The organism is Sphingomonas sp. Root720, from assembly GCF_001428605.1.
Lineage (GTDB): Bacteria > Pseudomonadota > Alphaproteobacteria > Sphingomonadales > Sphingomonadaceae > Rhizorhabdus.
This window is the reverse complement of sequence record NZ_LMID01000011.1, coordinates 85,620-108,579: the sequence shown is the minus strand read 5'-3', so window position 1 is coordinate 108,579 and position 22,960 is coordinate 85,620. Positions and strand designations below refer to the sequence as shown.

Here is a 22,960-nt window from a genome sequence, read left to right as displayed (position 1 = left end):
CTAGCGGCTCCAGGCCGGCAGCCGGATGACGAAGCGCGCGCCGTTCGGCGCATTATCCCTGTCGGTTGCGGCGATCGTACCATGATGACCCTCGACGATGGCCTTCGCTATTGCGAGGCCGAGGCCGCTGTGCCGGCCGAATTCCTCGCTTTCGGGCCGGTCGCTGTGGAACCGGTTGAAGATCGCCTCGCGCGCATCGGGCGGCACGCCCGGTCCCTCATCCTCGACCCGTATCACCACATCATCGCCATCGCGGGTGGCTGCAACCTGAACGAGCCCCCCGGCGGGGGAGAAGGAGACGGCATTCTCGACGAGATTCTCGATCACCCGGGTGAGGCGCGAGCCGTCGCCGAACACCACGGCGGTGCCGCGGTGTGGCCGCGCGAAGGCGACGCGGACGTCGCCGTTGCGACCGCGCTCCTCACGGGTCGTCAGCAGCCCCTCGATCATCGTGCCGAGATCGACCGATTCGAACCGGGCGCGGGCCAGCTCGGCATCGACCCGCGAGGCCTCGGCGATGTCGGTGATCAGCCGGTCGAGTCGGCCTACATCGTCGCGAATGACGTCGATCAGCTGCTTCTGGAGCGCCGGATCCGTGACGAGCCCCAGGCTGTCGACCGCCGAGCGCAGCGACGCCAGCGGGTTCTTGAGCTCGTGGGTGACGTCGGCGGCGAAGGCTTCGGTCGCATCGATCCGCTGCCGGATCGCCATGCTCATGTCGGACAAGGCGCGGGCGAGCGTGCCGATCTCGTCGCGCCGTTCGGGCAGGCGCGGCACCTGCACCTCGCGCGCGCGGCCGAGCCGGACCCGGTGCGCGGCAAGAGCGAGGCGGCGGAGCGGGCGGACGATGGTGCGGGCCAGGAACAGGGACAGGCTGACCGAGACGAGCACGACGATCAGCAGGACGACGCCGAGCCGGAGCCGCTCGGCGCGGACGATGCGGGTGATGTCGCGCTGATTCTCGGTCGACAGGATCACGGCGCCGCTGCCGTCGGGACGGCGCAGGTCGATCGCGGCCAGGATCATCGGCGTCCGGTCCGGAGCACGCTCGACCGTGGTGGCGATATTGTGGCTGCGCGCCGCCTGCAACGCGAGCGGCCAGGCCGCGAGCGTGTCATGTCGGGGCTCGCGGAAACGCTCGGGATGGTCGGCGCCGACGATCACGTCGATCGAGCGATCCAGGAAGCGGGCGGCGCGCTTCTGCCATTCCTCCTGCGCCGGATCACGCAGCTCGTAGGTCGGGCCGGAGATCGACCAGCTGTCGAAGCTGCGCGGGACCGCGACGGCGCGCGTGCCCGGCGAGGGATAGGCGTAGACCCGGAGCCGCGTATCGGTAAGCATGCCGAACTTGGCGAGCAGCTGCGGCCGCCCTGGCGGCGGCGTCACCGAATAGGCCTCCGCCACGAGGCGGACCTGGGTGGCCGTCTCCTCGAGACGGGCGTCGATCAGCTGGGCGCGATAGCTGTCCAGGTAGAAGAAGCCCCCCGCCAGCATCGCCAGCGCGAAGATGTTGACCGCCAGGATGCGGGTCGTGAGGGACGTGCGGGCCGCAGCCTCGGGCGTGCCCAGGGCGCTGTCACTCTTCGGCAAAGCGATAGCCCACGCCGTAAAGCGTCTCGATGGCCTTGAACTCGGAATCGACTTGCCGGAACTTGCGCCTCAGCCGCTTGATGTGGCTGTCGATCGTCCTGTCGTCGACATAGACGTCGTCCTGATAGGCGGTGTCCATCAGCTGGTCGCGCGATTTCACGAAACCGGGACGCTGGGCCAGCGCCTCGAGGATCAGGAACTCGGTGACGGTCAGCGTGACGTCCCGCCCGTCCCACTGGACGCGGTGCCGCGCCGGATCCATTTCCAGTCGGCCGCGCACGATCTTTTCGATCGGCGGCGCATCGACCGCGTCCTCGGTCGTCGCCCGCGCTTCGGTGCGGCGCAGTATCGCGCGGATCCGGGCGATCAGCAGCCGTTGCGAGAAGGGCTTCGTGATATAGTCGTCGGCGCCCATGGCGAGGCCGAGCGCCTCGTCGAGTTCATCGTCCTTCGAGGTCAGGAAGATCGTCGGGATGCTGCTCTTCTCGCGCAGGCGCCGCAACAGCTCCATGCCATCCATGCGCGGCATCTTTATGTCGAGAACCGCGAGGTCGGGCGGGTTGTCCAGCAACGCCTTGAGTGCCGATTCGCCATCCGAATAGACACGGACCGCGAACCCTTCCGATTGCAGGGCGATCGACACCGAGGTCAGGATGTTGCGATCGTCGTCGACGAGGGCGATCGTGGGTGTCATGGGACCGATTGGCCTCCCCGAAAGATAAGCTGGCCGACACGCCATGGCCCGGAAAATGCTCGCTCTGCCTAGCGCAGCGCTTATGGCCGTTCAACCATACTGCGCACTCTTTACGATAGGTAGCTTTGAAACTATGCGCGATTTGGAAGATATAAAGGTGCAGAGGATGTCGAACGATGGATTCGCGGCATCGATCGTGCACCTAGACGTTAGGAGGGCGACCAGAAAAAGGTAGCCTCACCCGTATAGGAGACAAAAGTGCCCCAGCTCATCCCCGCCTTTGGCCTCGACAAACAGGGAATCGATGTCGCAGCCCGGCTTCACTGGAACCTGGGAACCGCGCCCCTCGTCGAGCATGCGATCCAGCGGGGCGAAGGGCTGCTTTCCAAGGACGGTCCCATCGTCGTCAAGACCGGCGCGCACACCGGCCGTTCCGCCAATGACAAGTTCATCGTCCGCGACGCCGAGACCGAGGACAGCGTCTGGTGGGGCAAGACCAACAAGGGCATGACCCCCAAGCATTTCGCTGCGCTGAAGGCCGACTTTCTGGCCCACCTGAAAACCAAGGAGACGCTGTTCGTCCAGGATCTTTTCGGTGGTTCGCAGCCCGCGCACCGCGTCAACGTCCGCGTGATCAACGAGCTCGCGTGGCATAACCTGTTCATCCGCACCCTGCTGGTGCGCCCCGAAGCAGCCGAACTGGCGGCCTTCGCGCCCGAGTTCACGATCATCGACCTGCCGAGCTTCGCCGCCGATCCCGATCGGCACGGCTGCCGCAGCCAGACGGTGATCGCGGTCAACCTGACCGAGAAGCTGATCCTGATCGGCGGTACCGCTTATGCGGGCGAGATGAAGAAGTCGGTGTTCGGCATCCTCAATTACAAGCTGCCGGCCAATGGCGTTATGCCGATGCATTGTTCGGCCAACATCGGGCCCAAGGGCGACACCGCGATCTTCTTCGGCTTGTCGGGCACCGGCAAGACGACCCTGTCGGCCGACGCCAGCCGCACGCTGATCGGCGACGACGAGCATGGCTGGTCGGACGAGTCCGTCTTCAACTTCGAAGGCGGCTGCTACGCCAAGATGATCCGCCTGTCGCCGGAGGCCGAGCCGGAAATCTTCGCGACCACCAAGCGCTTCGGCACCGTGCTCGAGAATGTCGTGATCGACGCCGAGACCCGCGAGATCGACCTCGACGACGACAGCCTCGCCGAGAACAGCCGTGGTTCCTACCCCATCGACTTCATCCCGAACGCGTCGGATGAAAATCTCGGCCCGGTTCCGCAGAACCTGATCTTCCTGACGGCCGACGCCTATGGCGTGCTGCCTCCGATCGCGAAGCTGACCCCCGACCAGGCGATGTACCATTTCCTGTCGGGCTATACCGCGCGTGTCGCCGGCACCGAGATCGGCGTCACCGAGCCGTCGGCCACCTTCTCGACCTGCTTCGGCGCCCCGTTCATGCCGCGCCATCCGTCGATCTACGGCAATCTCCTCAAGGAGCGGATCGCCAAGGGCGGCGTGGACTGCTGGCTGGTCAACACCGGTTGGACCGGCGGTCAGTATGGCGTCGGCCACCGCATGCCGATCAAGGTTACCCGTGCGCTGCTCAACGCCGCGCTCGACGGTAGCCTGAACGATGCCGAGTTTCGCATCGACCCCAATTTCGGCTTCAAGGTCCCGGTCGCGGTGCCAGGTGTCGAGAGCAAGATCCTCAACCCGCGCGAAACCTGGCCCGACGCGGCTGCCTATGACGCGACCGCCAAGAAGCTGGTCGACCAGTTCATCGACAATTTCGCGCAATTCGCGGAACATGTGGACGAAGGCGTGCGCCAGGCGGCGCCGAAGGCGGCCTGACGCGATTCCACGGAGCCGGTACGGCTTATAGGAGGGCGTTCCGGCTTCGGCCGGGGCGCCCTTCGTCCGTCCGGGATGGGGATGCCGGCCGGTCGACGCCGGTGATCTTTTCCCGGCGCCGATACCGAAAATTAAGAGGCTGCGGATAATCCCGGACACCTGATCCGCAGAGTGGGTGCCCGATGTACGAAGGAAAACCGCCATCTTCCGCTGGCCGCAAGGCCTGGAGCTTCGACTCGCTGTTCGGCCGCCCCGCCGATGTCCCCGCACCTGGGCCTGCGGCGCAACTTCCGGTCGCCGCCGCGCCCGTAGCGGCCGAGGCGGTCGAGCCGGGTGACCTGTTCGGCCGGATCGGCGGCTTCCTCCGCACACACCGGCTCGATCCGACCCCGGTCAACTACGATCTCGCCTATCAATATCTCGGCGGGCACGATCCGGCGCTGGTCGCCTCGGTCGAGGCTGCGATCGCGCGTGACGGCTTGCTGCGCCGCGACGTGGCCGAGCAGATATCCGAGGGGGCGGCGAACAGGGTCTCGTCCGAGCTGCTCGAGAAGCTGATCGACCAGGCGCACCAGAGCGTCACGCTGGCCGCAGCGCTCGTCGGACAGTCGCGCAGCGACGCCAGCGCCTATGGCAACGCCCTCGACAGGGGCGCGGCCGCGCTCGATGCCGGCGGTGAGCCGGCGGGCCGCGCGCTCGAGCTGATGGTCGAGCTGACCCGCACGATGATCAACAAAACCCAGAATGCCGAGCGTCGTCTCGCCGAGATGGGCAGCCAGATGGACAGTCTCCAGGGGGAGCTGGCCGAAGCACAGGCCGTCGCCGAAAGCGACCCGCTGACCGGCCTCGCCAACCGGCGCGCCTTCCAGTCGCGCCTCGCGAAGGCGATGGCGCAGGCCGCCGTCGACGGCACGCCGCTGTCGGTCGCGTTCTGCGACATCGATCGTTTCAAGTCGATCAACGACAATCACGGCCATGACACCGGCGATCGGATCCTGAAGATGGTCGCAGAGGCGCTGGTCGAAGGCGTCGGAGAAGATGCGTTCGTCGGCCGCTTCGGCGGGGAGGAATTCCTGGTCCTGTTCGACGGTATCATGGCGCGCCGCGCGGCGATGCGGGTCGACGAGGTCCGCGACGAACTGTCGGGCCGCCACCTCGTCTCCAAGACGACGGGCGAGCCGCTGGGGACCGTCACCTTCTCGGCCGGCATCGCGCAGCTTATGACCGGCGAGGACGACGGAGCCATGCTCCGCCGCGCCGACGAGGCGCTTTATGCCGCGAAGAATGGCGGCCGCAACCGGGTGATCATCCACGGCGAGGAATAGGAGCCGCGTAGCGATTGCTACGCAAATCCGACAACCGGACTAGCGGTCTCCGGCCGGCCGACATATATGGCCTCGAATCCTTCAACACCTCGCGGGGATTCGACCTCATGGACATCAGCCTCGGCCTTACTTTCGACGACGTGCTCCTCAGGCCCGGCGAGTCGGACGTATTGCCAAGCCAGGCGATCACCGCGACCCAGGTGACCAAGGCGATCGCCTTGAACATTCCGATCCTGTCCTCGGCGATGGATACCGTCACCGAGGCCGACATGGCGATCGTCATGGCCCAGCTCGGCGGCCTCGGCGTGCTCCACCGCAACCTGACGGTCGAGGAACAGGCCGCCGCCGTCCGCGCGGTCAAGCGCTTCGAATCGGGCATGGTCGTCAATCCGATCACGATGCAGCCGCAGCAGACACTCGCGGATGCGCTGGAGCTCATGTCGCGCAACCGCATCTCGGGCATTCCGGTGGTCGAGGCCGACGGCAAGCTGGTCGGCATCCTGACCAACCGCGACGTCCGCTTCGCCGAGAATCCCAACCAGCCGGTGTCGGAGCTGATGACGAGCCAGAATCTGGCGGTCGTCCCCAGCGGCGTCAGCCAGGAGGAGGCGCGCCGCACGCTCCACCAGCGCCGGATCGAGAAGCTGCTGGTCGTCGACGAGGCCTATCGCTGCGTCGGCCTGATCACGGTCAAGGATATCGAGAAGGCGGTGAACTATCCGTCGGCCACCAAGGACCCGAGCGGGCGGCTGCGCGTCGCCGCCGCGACCACGGTGGGCGACAAGGGTTTCGAGCGCACCGAGGCTCTGGTCGACGCCGAATGCGACCTGATCGTCATCGATACGGCGCATGGCCATAATCGTGACGTCGCCCGCGCGGTCGAGCGGGTGAAGCGCCTGTCCAATTCGGTCCAGGTCATCGCCGGCAACGTCGCGACCGCCGAGGCGACCCGCGCGCTGATCGATGCTGGCGCCGATGGCGTCAAGGTCGGCATCGGTCCGGGCTCGATCTGCACCACCCGCATCGTCGCCGGCGTCGGCGTGCCGCAGTTGACCGCGGTGATGGAGGCGGCCGAGGAAGCCGCAAAGTCGGGCGTGCCCGTGATCGCGGACGGCGGCCTGCGCACGTCGGGCGACCTCGCCAAGGCGCTGGCGGCCGGCGCCGGCACGGTGATGGTCGGTTCGCTGCTGGCGGGGACCGAGGAAGCGCCGGGCGAAACCTTCATCTACCAGGGTCGCGCCTACAAGTCCTACCGGGGCATGGGCTCGGTTGGGGCGATGGCGCGAGGCTCGGCCGACCGCTATTTCCAGCAGGACATCAAGGATCAGATGAAGCTGGTGCCCGAGGGGATCGAGGGCCAGGTTCCGTACAAGGGCACGGCCCGCGACGTGATCCACCAGCTGGTCGGCGGCGTGAAGGCCGCGATGGGCTATACCGGAGCCCGGACCATCCCCGAGCTGCAGAAGCGCGCGCGCTTCGTGCGCATCACCAACGCCGGTCTGAAGGAAAGCCACGTGCATGACGTGTCGATCACCCGCGAGGCACCCAATTACCCGACTCGCTGACCCGTCATGACGCCGGGCGCGCGCGCGCAGGCGGCGATCGAGCTGCTCGACGAGATCGTCCGGGCAGCGCGCGAGGGCGGCGCTGCGGCCGACACGCTGATCGCGCGCTATTTCAAGACGCGCCGCTATGCAGGATCGAAGGATCGCCGGGCGATCCGCGACCTGATCTACCGCGCGATCCGCCGCACCGGCGAGTTGCCGTCGAGCGGTCGCGCCGCGCTGGTCGGCCTCGCCCGCGAGGATGAGGCGCTGGCGGCGGCGTTCGATGGCGCCCCCCACACCCCGGCACCGATCGTCGCGGACGAGGAGGGGAGCCCAAGAGGGGAAGTGCCGCGCTGGCTCGCCGACCGCATCGACCCGGCCGAGCATGCGGCGCTGCTCGAACGGGCGCCGCTCGACCTCCGGGTCAACCATATGCGCGCCGGGCGGGACGCGATCGTCGCGCAGCTTCCCGCTGCGGCGCCGACCCCGTTCGCGCCGCATGGCCTGCGCCTGCCCGAAGGTACCCCGATCGAAGCCAGTGCGCCGTGGATCGAGGGCCTGATCGAGATCCAGGACGAAGGCAGCCAGCTGATCGCGCTCGCCGCGCTGGCGACCGGCGATATGACCGTCCTCGATCTCTGTGCCGGGGCGGGCGGAAAGACCCTGGCCCTGGCCGCCGACATGGGCGGCGAGGGCCGGCTGATCGCCAGCGACACCAACCGCGCGCGGCTCGATCGCCTGGCGCCGCGCGCGCGGCGCGCGGGCTTCGGCGGCGTCGAGGTGCGGTTGCTCGACCCCGGGCGCGAGATGGAGGTGCTGCGCGACCTCCGAGAGGGCTGCGATGTCGTCCTGGTCGATGCGCCCTGTTCGGGCACCGGCACCTGGCGGCGCAATCCGGAGGCGCGCTGGCGGTTGACGCCCACCCGACTTGCGAAGCTTATGGAAACGCAGGCGCATGTCCTCGATCTCGCCGCCGGCCTGGTCCGGCCCGGCGGCGCGCTCGTCTACGCGGTCTGCTCGTTGCTCGACGACGAAGGCAGCGGACAGCTGCGTGCGTTTCTCGACAGAAGCCCGTTCTTTACCGTCGATAAGCTTCCGTTCATCGCCGGTCGTGAACATGGGGGTGGAAAGCTGCTCAGCCCGCGGCATGATGGCACCGACGGCTTTTTCGTCGCCAGGCTGGTGCGTGCATGATAGAAAGCCGGCAAGCTTCGGTATTGGAGATGTTGATGCGTTTTTCGCCTGTTGCGATGGCCTTGTCCCTGTCCCTGCTGGCGGTTTCGAGCGGCGTGAACGGCCAGAAGGCCGACGACCAGATCAATCCCAGGTCACTTGCGCTGCTGGCCGAAGGGCAGACCGCGCTGAAGACGGGCAATCTCCAGGGCGCCAATGACGCGCTGGAAACCGCGCTCGCGATCGACCCCCGCAATCGCGCTGCTTTCATCGCGCTGGGCCGGGTCGCGCAGGCGCAGCAACTCCCGGGCAAGGCGATCCGCATGTATTTCGAGGCGCTCGCGCTCGAGCCCAACGATGTCGGCGCGCTGTCGGCGCAGGGCGAGGCGATGGTTCAGAAGGGCGCCGTCGAGCGCGCCCGCGCCAATCTGGCCCGGGTCAAGGCGCTCTGCAAGGCGGAATGCGCCCCTGCGGTCGAGCTGGCCGCCGCCATCGCGAAGGGCCCGCCACCGGCCGTCGTCGCCGCAAAGGCCAGCGACAAGGTCCCGCCCAAGGGCGAGGAAACGAGCGTCGTCAGCGAGAAATAGGGCCTGACGGGGAAGCCCGTCCTCGCCTGAACGCGGGTTAGCGCTTCAGGCCGACAAGGACCGTGCCAGGGCCACGAATTCGTCGACGGTCACCGTCTCCGCGCGACGCTCGGGGTCGATGCCGACCGTCGCCAGTGTCTCGACCGCGCCCTTTACGCTTTTCAGGCTCTGCCGCAGCATCTTGCGGCGCTGACCGAAGGCAGCGGCGGTCAGAGTCTCGATCATGGTCATGCTCGCGCCTTCGGGCTGCGTACCGGGTACGACATGGATGACCGCCGACATCACCTTGGGCGGCGGCACGAAAGCCGACCGGTGGACGTTCATCGCGATCGCCGGGGTCGCGCGCCACTGCGCGAGCACCGCCAGCCGGCCATAGGCCGCGCTTCCGGGCTTCGCGACGATCCGCTCGGCGACCTCCTTCTGGAACATCAGGGTCAGCGAGCGCCACCAGGGCGGCCAGGCGTCGAGTGTCATCCAGCGGACGAACAGGGCGGTGCCGACATTATAGGGCAGGTTGGAGGCGATATGGGCGCCGTCGCCGGCCTCCGCCCGCTCGTCGGTCTTCATCGCGTCGGCGGAGATGACCCGCAGTCGTCCCCCCGAGGCTTGGTTGAGTTCCTCGAGCGCGGCGAGGCAGCGGTCGTCGCGCTCCACCGCGACCACCGACGCGCCGGCACCGAGCAGGGCGCGGGTGAGGCCACCCGGACCAGGCCCGACCTCATAGACGACCTCGCCGTCGAGGCTGCCGGGAACACGGGCGATCCTGTCGAGCAACTGGCCGTCCAGCAGGAAATTCTGCCCGAGTGCCTTGTTCGCGCTGAGGCCGTGGCGCGCGATCACCTCGCGCAGCGGCGGCAGATCCGGCAATGCGTGTCTCATGCGTGGACGAGGCGGTTCCGTGCGGCTTCCGCGGCCAGTCTTATCGCCGCGATCATCGCACCCGGGTGGGCCTGGTTACTGCCGGCGATGGCGAAGGCGGTGCCGTGGTCGGGCGCGGTCCGCACGATCGGCAGGCCGAGCGTCATGTTCACGCCCTCGTCGAAATGCAGCGTCTTGAGCGGGATCAGCGCCTGGTCGTGATAGAGGCACAGCGCGCAGTCATATTGGGCGCGGGCGCGGGCATGGAACATCGTATCGGCGGCAAGCGGGCCGACGATGTCGATCCCCTCGGCGCGGAGCTGTTCGACGGCGGGAATGATCAGGTCGATTTCCTCGCGCCCGATCGCGCCCTGTTCTCCGGCATGGGGATTGAAGCCGGCAATGGCCAGGCGCGGCCGCTCGATCCCGAAATTGCGGGTCAGCCCGCGGTCGGTGGCACGGGCCTTGGCGACGATCAGGTCGATCGACACGGTCTCGGCCACATCGCGCAGCGGGATGTGGGTGGTGATCGGTACCGCGCGCAGGGTCGGACCGGCCAGCATCATCACCGTGTTGGCCGCCGCCACGCCGCAGCGCTCGGCGACGAATTCGGTCTGCCCGGGATGGGTGAAGCCGATAGCGTAGAGTTGTGCCTTGGCGACCGGCGCGGTGACGAGGCCGCCAACCATGCCCGAGCGGGCGAGCCCGGCGGCCATTTCGAGGGAATCGAGCGCGCAGCGCGCACCAGCGAGGTCGGGCTGGCCGGGGATGATCGGCCCGGTATCCTGAATCTGGATCAGCGGCAGCGCGTTGCGGAAACAGGCGCCCGCCTCGTCGGGGCTGGCGATCTGGTGGATCGGACCGGGCCAGACGGCCTCGACCGAACGGCGGTCCCCGACGGCGAAGAACGGCGCGAGGCCATGCTCCTCGCGGGCGTCCCAGGCCTTGGCGACGATCTCCGGGCCGATCCCCGCGGGATCGCCCAGTGCAACGGCGAGAGGCCCTATCCCCATCGCCTCATCGATATTCGATAACGGCGTCGCGGCGCAGGTCGCGCAGGTAGCGCTGGGCGCGGCGATTGACGCGTTCCTGCTCGATCTGCGACTGGATCTGCTCGAACGACGGGCCAGAGGTCGGCGCCGGATCGTCGCGTCCGCACAGGATCAGCGCGCGGATGCCGTCGCGCAACGATCCGAAGGGCGGGGTGGCCTGGCCGATCTGGAGGCCGAGCATCACGTCCTGGAGCTGCGGTGGCAGGTCGCGGATCTTCATCTGGTCGTTGTTGACGATCTCGGCACCGATGCTGGCGGCGACTTCATTGGCGTTGCCGCAGCCCTTGATCTGTTCGAGCGCCTTGGCGAAAGCCTCGACCTTGGGGGTGGCCTGCGCCTGAGTTATGCCCGGCGGGAAGTTGACGGTGATCTGCTTCAGCAGCAGCGACGCATCGCGCGGGTCGGTGCCCAGCACCTGCCGCTTGTCGATCAGCAGGAGGATCGAATAGCCGCCCGGAATCGCGACGGGCTGGCTGATCTGGCCGGCCTGGAGCTGGTTGACGACCGAGGAGAGCTGTTCGGGGAGCTGCTCGGCACGGACCCAGCCGAGGTCACCGCCCACCGCCGCGGTCGACGCCTCGGAGAATTGCCGCGCATAGGCCGCGAAGGACGCGCCGCGGCGGATCTGGTCGATGATCCGCTCGGCATTGGCGCTCGCCTCGTTCATCGTCTCCGGCGTCGAGGACAGGAAGATTTCGCCGACATGATATTCGTTGGCGCCCTTGGAGGCCTTGAGGCGGGCGATGATCGCGTTGACCTCTTCCTCGCTGACCGCGACGAAGGGTTCGACCTTGCGGCTGAGCACGCGCCGCCAGGCGGCCTCGCCTTCGATCTGCCGCTTGATCGAGGCCTCGGACGATCCCTTCTCGTGAAGGAAGGCGGCGAACTCCTTGGGGGACTTGCGGAAATTGGTCGCGACCCGGTCATAGGTCTGCTGCACTTCCTCGGGCGACACCTCGACCTTCTGGGCGGTCGCCTCCTGGATCTGCAGGGTCTCGTCGATCAGGTTGCGCAGCACCTGCAGGCGCAGACGCTCACGCTCCTCGTCGGCGATGCGGCCGCCATTGGCCGCGACCACCAGTGCGAGGCGCTGTTCGACGTCGGTCTGCGTGATGATCGTACCGTTGACGATCGCCGTCGCGGTCCGGACGTTCGGGTCCTTGTTGCCGAAGACGGTGATATCCTTCGGGATGTTGAGGCCGCCGGAGACATCCTCCTCATCGTCCATGACCGTCTGGCCGATGATCGGCGCCGCCAGGGCAATCGCCCCGGCTGCCGCCGCCATCCAAAAGCCGCCCCGCCTCAGCATCAGTCCACGCACCTAGTCACATCCTCAATCTGGCCAGAGAGCTTTCCCTGGCACGCGCCCGCTGAATGCAGGCTTAGCGGCCCAAATTCTTGAGCGCCAGTCGCAACAGGAAGGTATTTCCGCGCCGGGCATCGCCGATCGCGTCATATTCGCGGCGCCAGGTGACGCCAAGTTCGATGCAGTCGTCGTCGTAGAGGATGCCGAGACGGTGCCGAATCGGCTGATAGCCGTCGGACAATGTCAGCGGGTCTTCGCGCCGCCCGGTCAGGTCGATGACGGTCGAACCGAAGATCGACCAGTAGCGGGCGATCTGCACGCGAGCGCCCAGCCGGACCTCCTCGCGGTCGCGCAGGTCCTCGATCGTCGCGGCTATGTCGCGGTTGAGTTTCAGATATCCGATCGTCGCATAGGTGCGGCGGGTGCCGATGGTCGCGTCGATCTCGTTCCGGTGGATCGCGAAATTATCCTTGTCGAGCCGGAAGCGATGCGTGAACTCGAGGAAGCGGCCATATTTGACGGTGGTGCGGCCGACGATGTCCGACAGCCGTTCGGACAATCCGGTTCCGACCGGCAGTAGGGTCGGCTTGTCCGTAAGGCGGTAGCTCTGGCCGATCACCGTGTTGAACGAGATGCCGGGCAGGTCGACCGCCCATTCGGCGCCGTAGGTGATGCGGCTGCCGTCTTCCCAGCGGTCGTAGCCCGAGAATCGATTGAGCGCGAAGAGGTTGGAATCCTCGAGATCGATCGAACGGGCGTCCTCGTTCGGGATGCTGAGATTGCGGGTCTTCGGGCTGGCGACGATCTGGACGCGCGGGGTGATCCGTTGCGAGCCGCCGAGGAATTCGCCGATGAAGGGCCAGCGCATGTCGGCCGCGAGAGCTGCGATGCCGCGCGTCGTCCAGCCCGGATCGCCGCGATAGATGATCGTCGTCGTCCGCCCGACCTGATCGGTGTGGTAGAGATCGCCGCGGCCATAGGCGGTGAGGGTGAATTCCTGGCCGAGCGGGGTGTAGCGGCGCATGTCCCACTGCACGGCGGCGAAAGCGCGCTGGGTATCCTGGCCGTCGGTGCGAAGCAGGGCGAGGCTGTTGGCCTGGATACTGAGCATGCCGCCGACCCAGGGATCCGCCATGCGCAGCCGATAGTCGATCGCGGGCAGGGCGATCGGCTGCTGGCCCTGCTTGTCGTTGGTCCTGAGGGTCTGTACCGCCCAGCCCTTGATCGACAGATAGCTGTTCTCGGTAATCCGCTCGGCCTGGATCTGGTTCCGCAGCCGATCGTCGCGCGAAATGTCGTAGCGGCGCAGGAAGGTACGGTCGCTGGTGCCGCGGATGGAACCCGACAGCGTCCAGTCCGGGCCGAACTGGAAGCGGCCATTGGCGTCGATATAGCCGCGGATGTCCTTGTTGCCATTCGGCGCCGGCGTGGTGCCGGTGGTCGCCGCGAAGCGCGAGCTGTAGGTCAGCATGCCCGCCGCCTGCCAGGCGCCGTTGTCGGTCAGCGCGCGATATTGCGCTTCGATCGCCGGCAGGACCTTGGTGTAGACATGCGGGGTGATCGTCAGGTCGCGGTTGGGCGCGAGCTGGAAATAATAGGGCAGGCCGAGTTCGGCGCCGTTGACCCGGCTATATTTGATGTCGGGCAGCAGCAGGCCCGAACCGCCGCCGCCGCTGCCGTCGGGATGCGACAGCCCGGGCAGCCACAGGATCGGCGCGCCGAGGAAGCTGATACGCGCCCCGTCGTAGCTGATCCGATGCTTGTTCGGATCATGGACCACCCGGACCGCGCTGATCTTCCAGATCGGCTCCTTGGGACAGCCCTTGTCGTCCATGACCGCGCACGGCGTATAGACCGCCTTGTCGAGCGTGGTGACCTCGTTGCGGCGCACCCCGTGGATGGCGGCGAGGCGGCCACCGTCGTTGAGAACCAGAAGAAGATTCTCGATCACGCCGTCGCGCAGCGAATCGGCCAGCTCGACCGAGTCGCCATACACCGTGTCGTTGCTGGAGTTGACGACCGCGACATTGCCCTCGGCCTGGACCATGCCGGTCTTCTGGTTCCACGCGACCTTGTCGGCGCGCAGGCGGTCGCCCTGCCGCATCATGCGGACATTGCCGGTCGCGGTAACGATCTCCGCATTGTCGTCATAGGTCAGCGTATCGGCCGCGAAGGTGACTTCCTCCTCGTTCGACGGTGTGGGGGCGTCGCCCTGGAGCGGAGGCCCGGCCGCCGGCGTCGCGAGGTTCTGCGCGCGAAGCTGTGCACCTGCGAAGGGCAGGGGGAGCGTCGTCGCCAGGAGGATGAGGATCGGCTTCTTCACACTACCCCTTATGACGCACGCGGGCGGATCACCCGGACAGCGCGTCCGCGCCGCCTATCGCACCCGGGGCCCGGCTGCAATCCTCTGGCGAACCCCCGTTGCGACGCACGGTTGCTCGCCCTAGATGGGAGCCGACACAATAAGGAAGCTTTCCCCGATGCGCATCAGCTTTGTCGACAGCCGGCCCGCCCAGGCCCATGCCCTCGCGATCGTGGTCGCACCCGCCACGGTCGGCGGTGCCGGCCTCGCCGCGTTGCCCGAGGCGACCCAGGCCCTGGCGCGGGCTGCGGCCCAGGCCAACCGCTTCGACGGCGAGAATGGCGCGGTCGTCGAATTCTTCGGCGAAACCGATGCGTCGAACCGGCGCCTGCTGCTCGTCGGCATCGGTGCCAAGAATGATTTCGAGCGCGCGGGCGCGGCACTCGCGGCCCGGCTGCTGACCTCGGGCGAGACCGTGCTGGTCGTGGACATGTCAGCCGTCGCTGGCGACAAGGCGGCCGATGCCGCCGCCGCGCTGGCGTTTGGCGCGGTGCTGCGCAGCTGGCGGCACGACGCCTATCGCACGAAGCTCGATGCCAAGCAGCGTCCGTCGCTCGAGGAGATCGTCATCGTCGGTGGCGGCGCCGGCGCCGCGGCTGCCTGGAAGAACCGCGAGGCGGTTGCCGAGGGTGTGATGTTCGCCCGCACGCTGGTCGCCGAGCCGGCCAACATCGTCTATCCGGAAAGCTTCGTCGAACGCTGCCGTCCGCTCGCCGATATGGGCGTGAAGATCGAGGTGCTCGACCAGGAGGCGATGGCGGCGCTCGGCATGGGCGCGCTGCTCGGCGTCTCGCAGGGATCGGCTCGTCCGCCCCGGCTGCTCGTGATGACCTGGGACGGCACCGCCGGCGCCGAGCCGCCGATCGCGCTGGTCGGCAAGGGCGTCACCTTCGATACCGGCGGCATTTCGCTGAAGCCCGCCGCCGGTATGGAGGACATGAAGTGGGACATGGGCGGCGCAGGGGCCGTCGCGGGGACGATGAAGGCGCTGGCGCTGCGCAAGGCGAAGGCGCACGTCATCGGCGTCTGCGGCCTCGTCGAGAACATGCCCGACGGCAATGCGCAGCGGCCGGGTGACGTGGTGACCTCGATGTCCGGACAGACGATCGAGGTGATCAACACCGATGCGGAAGGCCGCCTCGTCCTATGCGATGCGCTGACCTGGGTGCAGCGGACCCACAAGCCCAAGACGATCGTCGACCTCGCCACCCTGACCGGCGCGATGGTGATCTCGCTCGGTCACGAATATGGCGGCATGTTCGCCAATGACGACGTGCTCGCGGACCAGCTGTCGGCCGCCGGCAGCGCGGTCGGCGACAAGCTGTGGCGGATGCCGCTCGGCGATCCCTATGACAAGCTGATCGACTCGCCGATCGCCGACATGAAGAATGTCGGTCCGCGCGAAGGCGGCTCGATCACCGCTGCGCAGTTCCTCAAGCGCTATGTCGACGAAGATGTCCGCTGGGCGCATCTCGACATCGCCGGCATGGTCTGGGCCTCCAAGCCCGGGGCGACCTGGGACAAGGGCGCGACCGGTTTCGGCGTGCGTCTGCTCGATCGCTTCGTTGCCGACAATTTCGAGAAATAGTCAGGATCTACGGTCGGATCGCAGTTCGGCCAGGTCGGCGGGCGTATCGATATCGTTCGCGAGGCCTGGCCGTTCGACGACCGTCGCCTCCAGCCCCGCCGCTCGCGCCGCGGCGAGATGCGCGGCGAGGCTGCCTTCGCCATAGCGAAAGCGGATCGCCCCCGCCGGACGCATCCGCAGGCCGTTGGTGCCCTGACGCAGGCGGTCGGTGGCGATCGCGATGGCGGTCGGCGCGTCGAGCAGCGCCTGGACATCGTCCGCCGTTAGCGCGGGCAGGTCGCTGCTCAACGACAGCAAGGCTTCCGCGCCCCGCTCGATCGCATGGCGCGTGGCCTGTTCCAGCGCGGCGTTGAGATCGTTTCCGGCCTCGGCAAGGGCTTGGGCCCCGAGCGCGCGGGCCTCGTCGAGAAGCGCCGGAGACCGGCTGACGACGATGATCCTGTCGGCGCGGAAGAGTTCTCTTCCGACTTTCAGACTATGTCGGAACATATTGAAATTCAGTTCGATTCTTTTCGAGTGATCGAGCGTCTCGGCGAGCCGGCTCTTTCCTTCTTCGGGCGGACGCACGGCGAGGAGAAGATGGCAGCCCATCAGCCCAGGCTGCGCGCGAAGGCGAGCGTTTCCATGGCGAGCCGCCGCTGGTCGTCGATATCGCGCATCAGCGTGTCGGTGACGTGGAGAGCGACGCCTCCGGCTACTTCCCCGGCATCGGTCCGGTCGATGACGATACCGTCGAGCAGGCCGTTAAAATAAGCGGCGAGCCCCGCCGGGGTGGTGGCGATGCCGATCTCGTCCATGATCTTGGCGGCGGGGCCCTTGATCGCCCGTCCGCCGATGAAGGGCGAGACCGCGACGATCGGGACCTTGCGCCCGGTCAGCCTGTCGCGGAGGCCGGGCAGTGCGAGGATCGGCGTGATGCTCAGAACCGGGTTGGAGGGGCAGAGGATGATCGCCTCCAGCGCCGGATCGTCGATCGCGGCGAGCAGGCCGGCGGAGGGCCGGGCTTCGTCGATCCCCTCGAAACCGATCCCCCGGAAGCGGGGCTCAGCCCGGCGGCGGACGAAATAATGCTGGAAGGGCAATGCGCCTTCGTCGGTATCGACGATCGTCCGCACGCGCTGGTCGCTCATCGGGACGATGCGGTGGACGATTCCCATCCGCGCAGCGAGCAGGGCGGTGATCTCCGACAGGTCGTGCCGCCCGATCATGGCGGTGCGCAGCACATGGGTCGCGAGGTCGCGGTCGCCGAGGTTGAACCATGCCTCGCCGCCGAGCTTGCCGAGCGCGTCCATGAAGGACCAGCTCTCTCCCTCCAGCCCCCAGCCCTGTGCCGTGTTGTTGATCCCCGCCAGCGTGTAGCAAACCGTGTCGATGTCTGGGCAGACGAGCAGGCCGAGATGTTCGAAATCGTCGCCGGTGTTGACGGCGACCGTCAGCCCGTCGGCGGGCAGGATGGCCGCCAGCCCCCGTGCCAGCCGGGCCCCGCCGACGCCGCCCGCCAGCGCGAGGATCATGCGAACAGGTCCATGTGGCGCGGGCGGATCAACTCGGCGGCGCTGCCGTCGCGCCGGTCGTAGCCGACCCCGCGGACAATCACGATCGGACGGCCCTCGTCGGCCTGTCCCATGATCAGCGAGGCGGCGGCGGCCACCTCGTCCGCCAGTCCGAGTTCGCTGGTTTCCAGCCGCCGGCCGTGCAGGTCCTCGCGCCCACGCAGGTCGACGAGGCCGGGCATGCCGGCGATGCCGATCGCGGTGCCGACGGTGCCGGTCCGCCAGGCGCGGCCGAGGCTGTCGATGATCAGCACCGCGACATCGGCGCCGCTGCGTTCGACGAGCGTGTCGCGCAGCGCGCTGGCGCTGGCGTCGGGATCGACGGGGAGGAGCAGCGCGCGCGCCTCGTCGCCCTGGTCGATGTTCGACTGGTCGATCCCGGCGTTGGCGAGGACCAGGCCGAGCCGGTGGCGAACGATCAGTACGCCCTTGCGGACCCGCATCACCTCCTTGGCCTCGGACAGGATCAGCTCGACGAGGCGCGGATCCTTGTCGACCTGTCGGGCGATGTCGATCGCCTGGGTCGATGCGGTGACGCCCGACAGCGCGATCATCCGCCCCTCGGCCTTGGACACGATCTTCTGAGCGAGGACGACGATGTCGCCGTCGGCCAGCCTGCGGCCGCTGGCCTCCAGCGCGGCGAGCACCACCGAGGCGAGGTCGGCGCCCTCCTCGATCAGGGGCACGCCGGCGAGCGGGATGAGCGAGAGGGAGGCGTCGGTCGTCATGGGCCGGGATTAGGTCGCCGGGAAGACGCGCGCAATCGCATTGGTACCGCCGGCCCGGAATCCTTCGTGAAGTTGCCGGAACGGCTCGGGAAATATACGAATGGACACGATTTTTCCTGCATGGCCGTCAAAAGTTGATATAGCGCGCGGCGTGCCGGCAGCCGCCGGATAGCATCGACTCGGGGACGGCCCGAACCTGATCCGCCCCCGCAAAAAGGGGGAGCATCGTGCCGATGCTGGACGCCTTCGATCCTGTGGTGCTGGCGCGCATCCAGTTCGCCTTCACCGTCAGTTTCCACTTCATCTTCCCGTCCTTCTCGATCGGGCTCGCCAGCTATCTGATGGTGCTCGAGGGGCTGTGGCTGAAGACGGGACGGTCGGTCTACGACAACCTCTACCGCTACTGGCTGAAGATCTTCGCGATCGCCTTCGCGATGGGTGTCGTATCGGGCATCGTCATGTCCTATCAGTTCGGCACCAACTGGTCGGTGTTCAGCGACCGGGCGGGGCCGGTCATCGGTCCGCTCATGGCCTATGAAGTGCTGACCGCCTTCTTCCTGGAGGCAGGCTTCCTCGGCGTCATGCTGTTCGGGATCAACAAAGTGGGACGGAAGCTGCACTTCGCGGCGACCTGCGCGGTCGCGATCGGTACCTTCATCTCGGCCTTCTGGATCCTGTCGGTGAACAGCTGGATGCAGACTCCGGTCGGTCATGAGATCGCCGCGAACGGCCAGTTCGTGCCCGGTCCGAGCTGGCTGGCGATCATCTTCAATCCCAGCTTCCCCTATCGGCTCGTCCATACGGTGATCGCCGCCTATCTGACGACCGCGCTCGTCGTCGGCGGCGTCGGCGGGTGGCACCTGCTGCGCGATCGCGCCAATCGCGGCGCGCGGACGATGTTCTCGATGGCGATGTGGATGGCCGCGCTGGTGGCGCCGATCCAGATTCTCGCGGGCGACATGCACGGGCTCAACACGCTCGAGCATCAGCCGGTCAAGGTGATGGCGATGGAGGGCCATTATAGGAGCCACCCCGATGGCGCGCCGCTGATCCTGTTCGGCATCCCCAACAGCGCCGAGAAGCGGGTCGACTACGCTGTCGAGATCCCCAAGATGTCATCGCTGATCCTCAAGCACGACATGAACGCACCGCTGGCCGGGCTCGACACGGTCCCCGAGAGCGAACATCCGCCGGTCGGCATCGTCTTCTGGTCGTTCCGCATCATGGTCGGCATCGGCTTCGCGATCTTCGGTCTCGGCCTGCTGAGCCTGCTCGCGCGCGCGACGGGGCACCTCTACAACTGGTCGCTGCTCCACCGCTTGGCCATCCTGCTCGGCCCGGCGGGCTTCGTGGCGGTGATCGCGGGATGGGTGACGACCGAGGTCGGCCGCCAGCCCTATGTCGTCTACGGCCTGCTCCGCACCGCAGACGCGGCCTCGCCGCTCGCGGCGCCGGCGGTGGGGGCATCGTTGCTCGCGTTCATCATCGTCTATTTCGCGGTGTTCGGGGTGGGAGTCTGGTACATCCTCAAGCTGATGGCCAAGCCGCCCCAGCGCGGGGAGAGCGCGGAGCCGGTCGAGGGACCGATCCGCAGCGCCGGCATCACGCCCGCGCCTAGCGTCGAAGGAGAAAGGCGATGAGCGGGATCGATCTCACCCTCGTCTGGGCGGCGATCATCGCCTTCGCGGTGGCCGCCTATGTCGTGATGGACGGCTTCGACCTCGGTATCGGCATCCTCTTTCCGGCGTTCCGGGTCGGCGGCGAACGCGACATGGCGATGAACAGCATCGCGCCAGTCTGGGACGGCAACGAGACCTGGCTGGTGCTCGGCGGGGGCGGGCTGCTCGCCGCCTTTCCGCTGGCTTATGCGATCGTCCTGCCGGCGCTCTACGCACCGCTGACGGCCATGCTGCTCGGCCTCGTCTTCCGCGGCGTCGCGTTCGAGTTCCGCTGGCGGGATCCCGCGCACCGGGCGTTCTGGGACACGGCCTTCTGCGGCGGATCGCTGGTCGCGACCCTGGCGCAGGGGATCACCCTCGGCGCGCTGCTGCAGGGAATCGAGGTAAATGGCCGCGCCTATGCCGGCGGATGGTGGGACTGGCTGACGCCTTTCTCGCTGCTGACCGGAATCAGCCTCGTCATCGGTTATGCGCTGCTGGGTTCAGGCTGGCTGATCTGGAAGACGCAGGGCGCGCTGCAGGCCGACGCGCGGCGCTTCGCCAGGCCGCTGGCCGCCGCGCTGGTGGTCGCGATCGCGGCGGTCAGCGCCTACACGCCCTTCCTCGAAGGCAAATATCACGAGCGCTGGTTCGGCTATCCGGGCTTGTTCGTGACGATCCCCGTGCCGCTGCTCGTCGCCGTCACCGCACTGCTGCTGTGGCGGTCGATCGGCGGCGGGCGCGACGGCATGCCCTTCCTGCTGACCCTCGGCCTGTTCGGCCTGTCGATGCTGGGGCTGGCCATCTCGATCTATCCCGACGTGATCCCGGGCCGGGTCACCATCTGGGAAGCGGCAGCGCCGGAAAGGAGCCAGATCTTCATGCTGGTCGGCGCCGCGGTGCTGGTGCCGATCATCCTCGGCTACACCGCCTGGGCCTATTGGGTGTTCCGAGGCAAGGTCGATGAAGCCGGATATCACTGAGCCTGGGCCGCTCTGGCGTAGGCTTGCCTGGTTCGCCGGCATCTGGGCGGCCAGCGTCGCGACGCTCGGGCTCGTCGCCTGGGCGATCCGGCGGATGATCAACGGTTGAAGCGCGTCCACGGATCGCCGCAATATTCTTGACGACGGCAGGCGCGAACCTGCTCGTTCCCATCAGGCCATGAGACGGCTCTCCGGGGTTCTGCGCGGCTTCGCCCAGGATCAGGAAGCATAGGCCGACTATACTCACCGTCGGCGACTTCCAAGCAGACCTGTGACGGATGCCCGATCTATTGGGAAACCAGATCACAGGCCGGCCCGCTCTATTGACCGCCGAGATGGACTCGGGCAGCCTGCATCGATGACGCTGCTAGAAAAACTATCGTTCTTTTTGTACCGGCGCTTGTCCGCTGCAGGCGTCATCCGCGTTCGACTCAGCAATGAGCCGGACTGGGCGATATGGCTTCGGGACAAATATCAGGTTGCCAGCTTTCAGGACGTTTTCCTCGATCCGAATTACTGGCGAGCCTTCCAGATCTTCGACGAAGATCCCAAACTCGTCGTCGATTGTGGAGCGCATTGCGGCCACTTCGCAATCCTGCTCGACATCTGCTTGCGTGCGCGGTTCGGTGTATCACGCACGGAATATATCCTGATCGAGCCGAACGAGGCGCTGCACCGGGCGCTGGAGCTCAATATCGCGAGTGCCAATATGCGCGATCGCGTCACGCTGCTCACCGGTCTCGTCGGGCGCAAGGATGGCCGGGCGATGTTCGCCACCAATGCCAAGAATTTTCTGGTCTCTCATATCGGCGACGGCGGAGGACGCGGAAAGATGATCGAGTATCTCGATCTCGCCGAGCTGACCGCTGGCCGCCCGATAGATTTGCTGAAGCTGGATATCGAGGGAGCGGAATTCGAATTCGCCGAGGCAAATCAGGACGTTCTTTCCGTTACGCGCAATGCAGTCGTCGAAGTGCATCACCAAGCTGGAACCTTCGAGGAATTTGCCAGGGCCCTGGAGCGCAGCGGGCTGTTCCAGAGCGGGCCGATCCTAACCGGCCGCGACAATGAAATGACCTGGTTCCAGCAGCGGCGGACCACCGAAGACGACCAGCCCGTCCTGGCCGAAGCCCGGATATGATCCGGCCGGGGAGCGTGCAAAGACGCGATTAGCGACCCGGCGCAAATGTGGCGAACTGGCGCGCCCGACAGGATTCGAACCTGTGACCCCAAGCTTAGAAGGCTCGTGCTCTATCCAACTGAGCTACGGGCGCGCTACCGGCTGCCAGATAGCGTGGATTGCGCTCGGATGGAACGCGGTTAGTGTAGCGTCATGATCGACAGCAGCGCCGCGCCCGTCGCCTTCGACGCCGAAGCCATCAAGGGCCGGCACTTCCGCTATTTCGACTTCGTGATGGCGGCCTTCGTCACGATATTGCTGCTGTCCAACGTGCTGGGCGCGGGCAAGGTCGCGACGATCGACATTCCGGGGGTGGGGCCTTGGCCGTTCGGGGCGGGCATCCTGTTCTTTCCGGTCGGCTATGTGATCGGCGACATCATGACTGAGGTTTACGGCTACGGCCGGGCGCGTCGCTGCATATGGGCGGGGACGGCGGCGCTGCTGTTCATGGTCTTCATGAGCTGGGTGGTCGTGGCGCTGCCGCCCGACCCCGAATGGACCGGGCAGCAGGCCTATGAACAGGTATTCGGGCAGGTGCCGCGCATCGTGATCGCCTCGATCACCGCCTTCTGGGCGGGCGAGTTCGTCAACAGCTACGTCCTTGCCAAGATGAAGCTGTGGACGGGTGGCAAGCATCTATGGACGCGCACGATCGGATCGACGGTGGCGGGGCAGGGGATCGACAGCCTGATCTTCTATCCGCTGGCTTTTCTCGGCGCGCAGGGCTGGACCACCGACCTGGTGCTGAAGGTGCTCGTCACCCAATGGGTGCTGAAGGTGAGCTGGGAAGTGATCCTGACCCCCGCCACCTATGCCGCGGTCAATTTCCTCAAGAGCCGCGAGGGCATCGACGTCTTCGACGAGAGCACGAGCTTCACCCCGTTCAAGACAGGGGTGTGACGACTGTTATTCGGGCTGC

The 22,960-nt window shown here is 67.0% G+C and carries 20 protein-coding genes and 1 tRNA gene; 11 read left to right on the top strand and 10 right to left on the bottom strand.

All coding sequences use genetic code 11. The features are described 5' to 3' along the window. Both ASE22_RS11310 and ASE22_RS11305 read right to left on the bottom strand, forming a co-directional pair. Nucleotides 1-1,590, bottom strand: a complete 1,590-nt coding sequence (locus ASE22_RS11310; protein ID WP_056359096.1) for a sensor histidine kinase — start codon at nucleotides 1,588-1,590, stop codon at nucleotides 1-3. After that, nucleotides 1,577-2,284 (bottom strand): response regulator transcription factor, encoded by a 708-nt coding sequence (locus ASE22_RS11305; RefSeq protein ID WP_056359094.1) that lies wholly within the window; start codon nucleotides 2,282-2,284, stop codon nucleotides 1,577-1,579. Before ASE22_RS11305 ends, ASE22_RS11310 begins: the two co-directional genes overlap by 14 nt. 258 nt (nucleotides 2,285-2,542) lie before the next feature. Here ASE22_RS11305 and ASE22_RS11300 point away from each other — a divergent pair, with 258 nt between their 5' ends. The 5 genes from ASE22_RS11300 to ASE22_RS11280 all read left to right on the top strand — a co-directional run bounded on the left by ASE22_RS11300 (nucleotide 2,543) and on the right by ASE22_RS11280 (nucleotide 8,773). Then, on the top strand, nucleotides 2,543-4,141 hold the full coding sequence (locus tag ASE22_RS11300; protein ID WP_056359091.1) for a phosphoenolpyruvate carboxykinase: 1,599 nt from the start codon (nucleotides 2,543-2,545) through the stop codon (nucleotides 4,139-4,141). Nucleotides 4,142-4,323: 182 nt separating this feature from the next. Next, nucleotides 4,324-5,466, top strand: a complete 1,143-nt coding sequence (locus tag ASE22_RS11295) for a GGDEF domain-containing protein (RefSeq protein WP_056359088.1) — start codon at nucleotides 4,324-4,326, stop codon at nucleotides 5,464-5,466. A gap of 107 nt (nucleotides 5,467-5,573) precedes the next feature. Further along, nucleotides 5,574-7,031 carry an IMP dehydrogenase gene (guaB, locus tag ASE22_RS11290; RefSeq protein WP_056361054.1) on the top strand — a complete coding sequence of 486 codons (1,458 nt, stop codon included), beginning with the start codon at nucleotides 5,574-5,576 and terminating at the stop codon, nucleotides 7,029-7,031. 6 nt (nucleotides 7,032-7,037) lie between these two features. Next, a complete protein-coding gene (locus ASE22_RS11285) occupies nucleotides 7,038-8,207 on the top strand; it encodes an RsmB/NOP family class I SAM-dependent RNA methyltransferase (RefSeq protein ID WP_056359086.1) in 1,170 nt (389 codons plus the stop codon). Between the two features lie 35 nt (nucleotides 8,208-8,242). Next, entirely contained in the window at nucleotides 8,243-8,773 is a 531-nt protein-coding gene (locus ASE22_RS11280) for a hypothetical protein (protein ID WP_056361051.1), read from the top strand. Between the two features lie 45 nt (nucleotides 8,774-8,818). Here the strand turns inward: ASE22_RS11280 and rsmA are convergent, their stop codons facing one another. From rsmA to ASE22_RS11260, 4 genes are all read right to left on the bottom strand, one after another. After that, on the bottom strand, nucleotides 8,819-9,652 hold the full coding sequence (rsmA, locus tag ASE22_RS11275) for a 16S rRNA (adenine(1518)-N(6)/adenine(1519)-N(6))-dimethyltransferase RsmA (protein WP_056359082.1): 834 nt from the start codon (nucleotides 9,650-9,652) through the stop codon (nucleotides 8,819-8,821). Further along, nucleotides 9,649-10,644, bottom strand: a complete 996-nt coding sequence (gene pdxA / locus ASE22_RS11270) for a 4-hydroxythreonine-4-phosphate dehydrogenase PdxA (RefSeq protein ID WP_056359079.1) — start codon at nucleotides 10,642-10,644, stop codon at nucleotides 9,649-9,651. The genes rsmA and pdxA overlap by 4 nt, the downstream gene beginning before the upstream one ends. 4 nt (nucleotides 10,645-10,648) lie before the next feature. Then, a complete protein-coding gene (locus ASE22_RS11265) occupies nucleotides 10,649-11,968 on the bottom strand; it encodes a peptidylprolyl isomerase (RefSeq protein ID WP_235536411.1) in 1,320 nt (439 codons plus the stop codon). 97 nt (nucleotides 11,969-12,065) lie between these two features. Further along, nucleotides 12,066-14,312, bottom strand: a complete 2,247-nt coding sequence (locus ASE22_RS11260) for an LPS-assembly protein LptD (protein WP_056359073.1) — start codon at nucleotides 14,310-14,312, stop codon at nucleotides 12,066-12,068. A 157-nt stretch (nucleotides 14,313-14,469) separates the two neighbouring features. Between ASE22_RS11260 and ASE22_RS11255 the strand changes: the two genes are divergently transcribed. Then, the gene (locus tag ASE22_RS11255; protein ID WP_056359070.1) at nucleotides 14,470-15,939 is read left to right on the top strand and encodes a leucyl aminopeptidase; all 1,470 of its coding nucleotides are present in this window, start codon (nucleotides 14,470-14,472) and stop codon (nucleotides 15,937-15,939) included. Here ASE22_RS11255 and cofC read toward each other — a convergent pair whose 3' ends face one another. From cofC to cofE, 3 genes are read right to left on the bottom strand one after another with little or no spacing between them, the layout of a single operon-like run. Further along, nucleotides 15,940-16,530, bottom strand: coding sequence for a 2-phospho-L-lactate guanylyltransferase (cofC, locus tag ASE22_RS11250; protein ID WP_056359066.1), 591 nt, complete (start codon nucleotides 16,528-16,530; stop codon nucleotides 15,940-15,942). Next, nucleotides 16,530-17,453, bottom strand: a complete 924-nt coding sequence (cofD, locus tag ASE22_RS11245; protein WP_056359064.1) for a 2-phospho-L-lactate transferase — start codon at nucleotides 17,451-17,453, stop codon at nucleotides 16,530-16,532. Before cofD ends, cofC begins: the two co-directional genes overlap by 1 nt. Continuing rightward, nucleotides 17,450-18,220, bottom strand: a complete 771-nt coding sequence (gene cofE / locus ASE22_RS11240; protein ID WP_056359061.1) for a coenzyme F420-0:L-glutamate ligase — start codon at nucleotides 18,218-18,220, stop codon at nucleotides 17,450-17,452. Before cofE ends, cofD begins: the two co-directional genes overlap by 4 nt. A gap of 233 nt (nucleotides 18,221-18,453) precedes the next feature. Here cofE and ASE22_RS11235 point away from each other — a divergent pair, with 233 nt between their 5' ends. The 4 genes from ASE22_RS11235 to ASE22_RS11225 all read left to right on the top strand — a co-directional run bounded on the left by ASE22_RS11235 (nucleotide 18,454) and on the right by ASE22_RS11225 (nucleotide 22,002). Continuing rightward, complete coding sequence (locus tag ASE22_RS11235) at nucleotides 18,454-19,860, top strand: cytochrome ubiquinol oxidase subunit I (protein WP_056359057.1); 1,407 nt, start codon at nucleotides 18,454-18,456, stop codon at nucleotides 19,858-19,860. Continuing rightward, on the top strand, nucleotides 19,857-20,861 hold the full coding sequence (gene cydB / locus ASE22_RS11230; protein WP_056359056.1) for a cytochrome d ubiquinol oxidase subunit II: 1,005 nt from the start codon (nucleotides 19,857-19,859) through the stop codon (nucleotides 20,859-20,861). The genes ASE22_RS11235 and cydB overlap by 4 nt, the downstream gene beginning before the upstream one ends. Next, the gene (locus tag ASE22_RS26190) at nucleotides 20,842-20,970 is read left to right on the top strand and encodes a DUF2474 domain-containing protein (protein ID WP_082545605.1); all 129 of its coding nucleotides are present in this window, start codon (nucleotides 20,842-20,844) and stop codon (nucleotides 20,968-20,970) included. Before cydB ends, ASE22_RS26190 begins: the two co-directional genes overlap by 20 nt. Before the next feature lie 249 nt (nucleotides 20,971-21,219). Then, entirely contained in the window at nucleotides 21,220-22,002 is a 783-nt protein-coding gene (locus ASE22_RS11225) for an FkbM family methyltransferase (RefSeq protein WP_082545604.1), read from the top strand. 56 nt (nucleotides 22,003-22,058) lie between these two features. Here the strand turns inward: ASE22_RS11225 and ASE22_RS11220 are convergent. Then, nucleotides 22,059-22,135 (bottom strand) — tRNA-Arg (locus tag ASE22_RS11220). A gap of 59 nt (nucleotides 22,136-22,194) precedes the next feature. Between ASE22_RS11220 and ASE22_RS11215 the strand changes: the two genes are divergently transcribed. Next, nucleotides 22,195-22,941 carry a queuosine precursor transporter gene (locus tag ASE22_RS11215; protein ID WP_056359046.1) on the top strand — a complete coding sequence of 249 codons (747 nt, stop codon included), beginning with the start codon at nucleotides 22,195-22,197 and terminating at the stop codon, nucleotides 22,939-22,941. The last annotated feature ends 19 nt before the right edge of the window (nucleotides 22,942-22,960 follow it).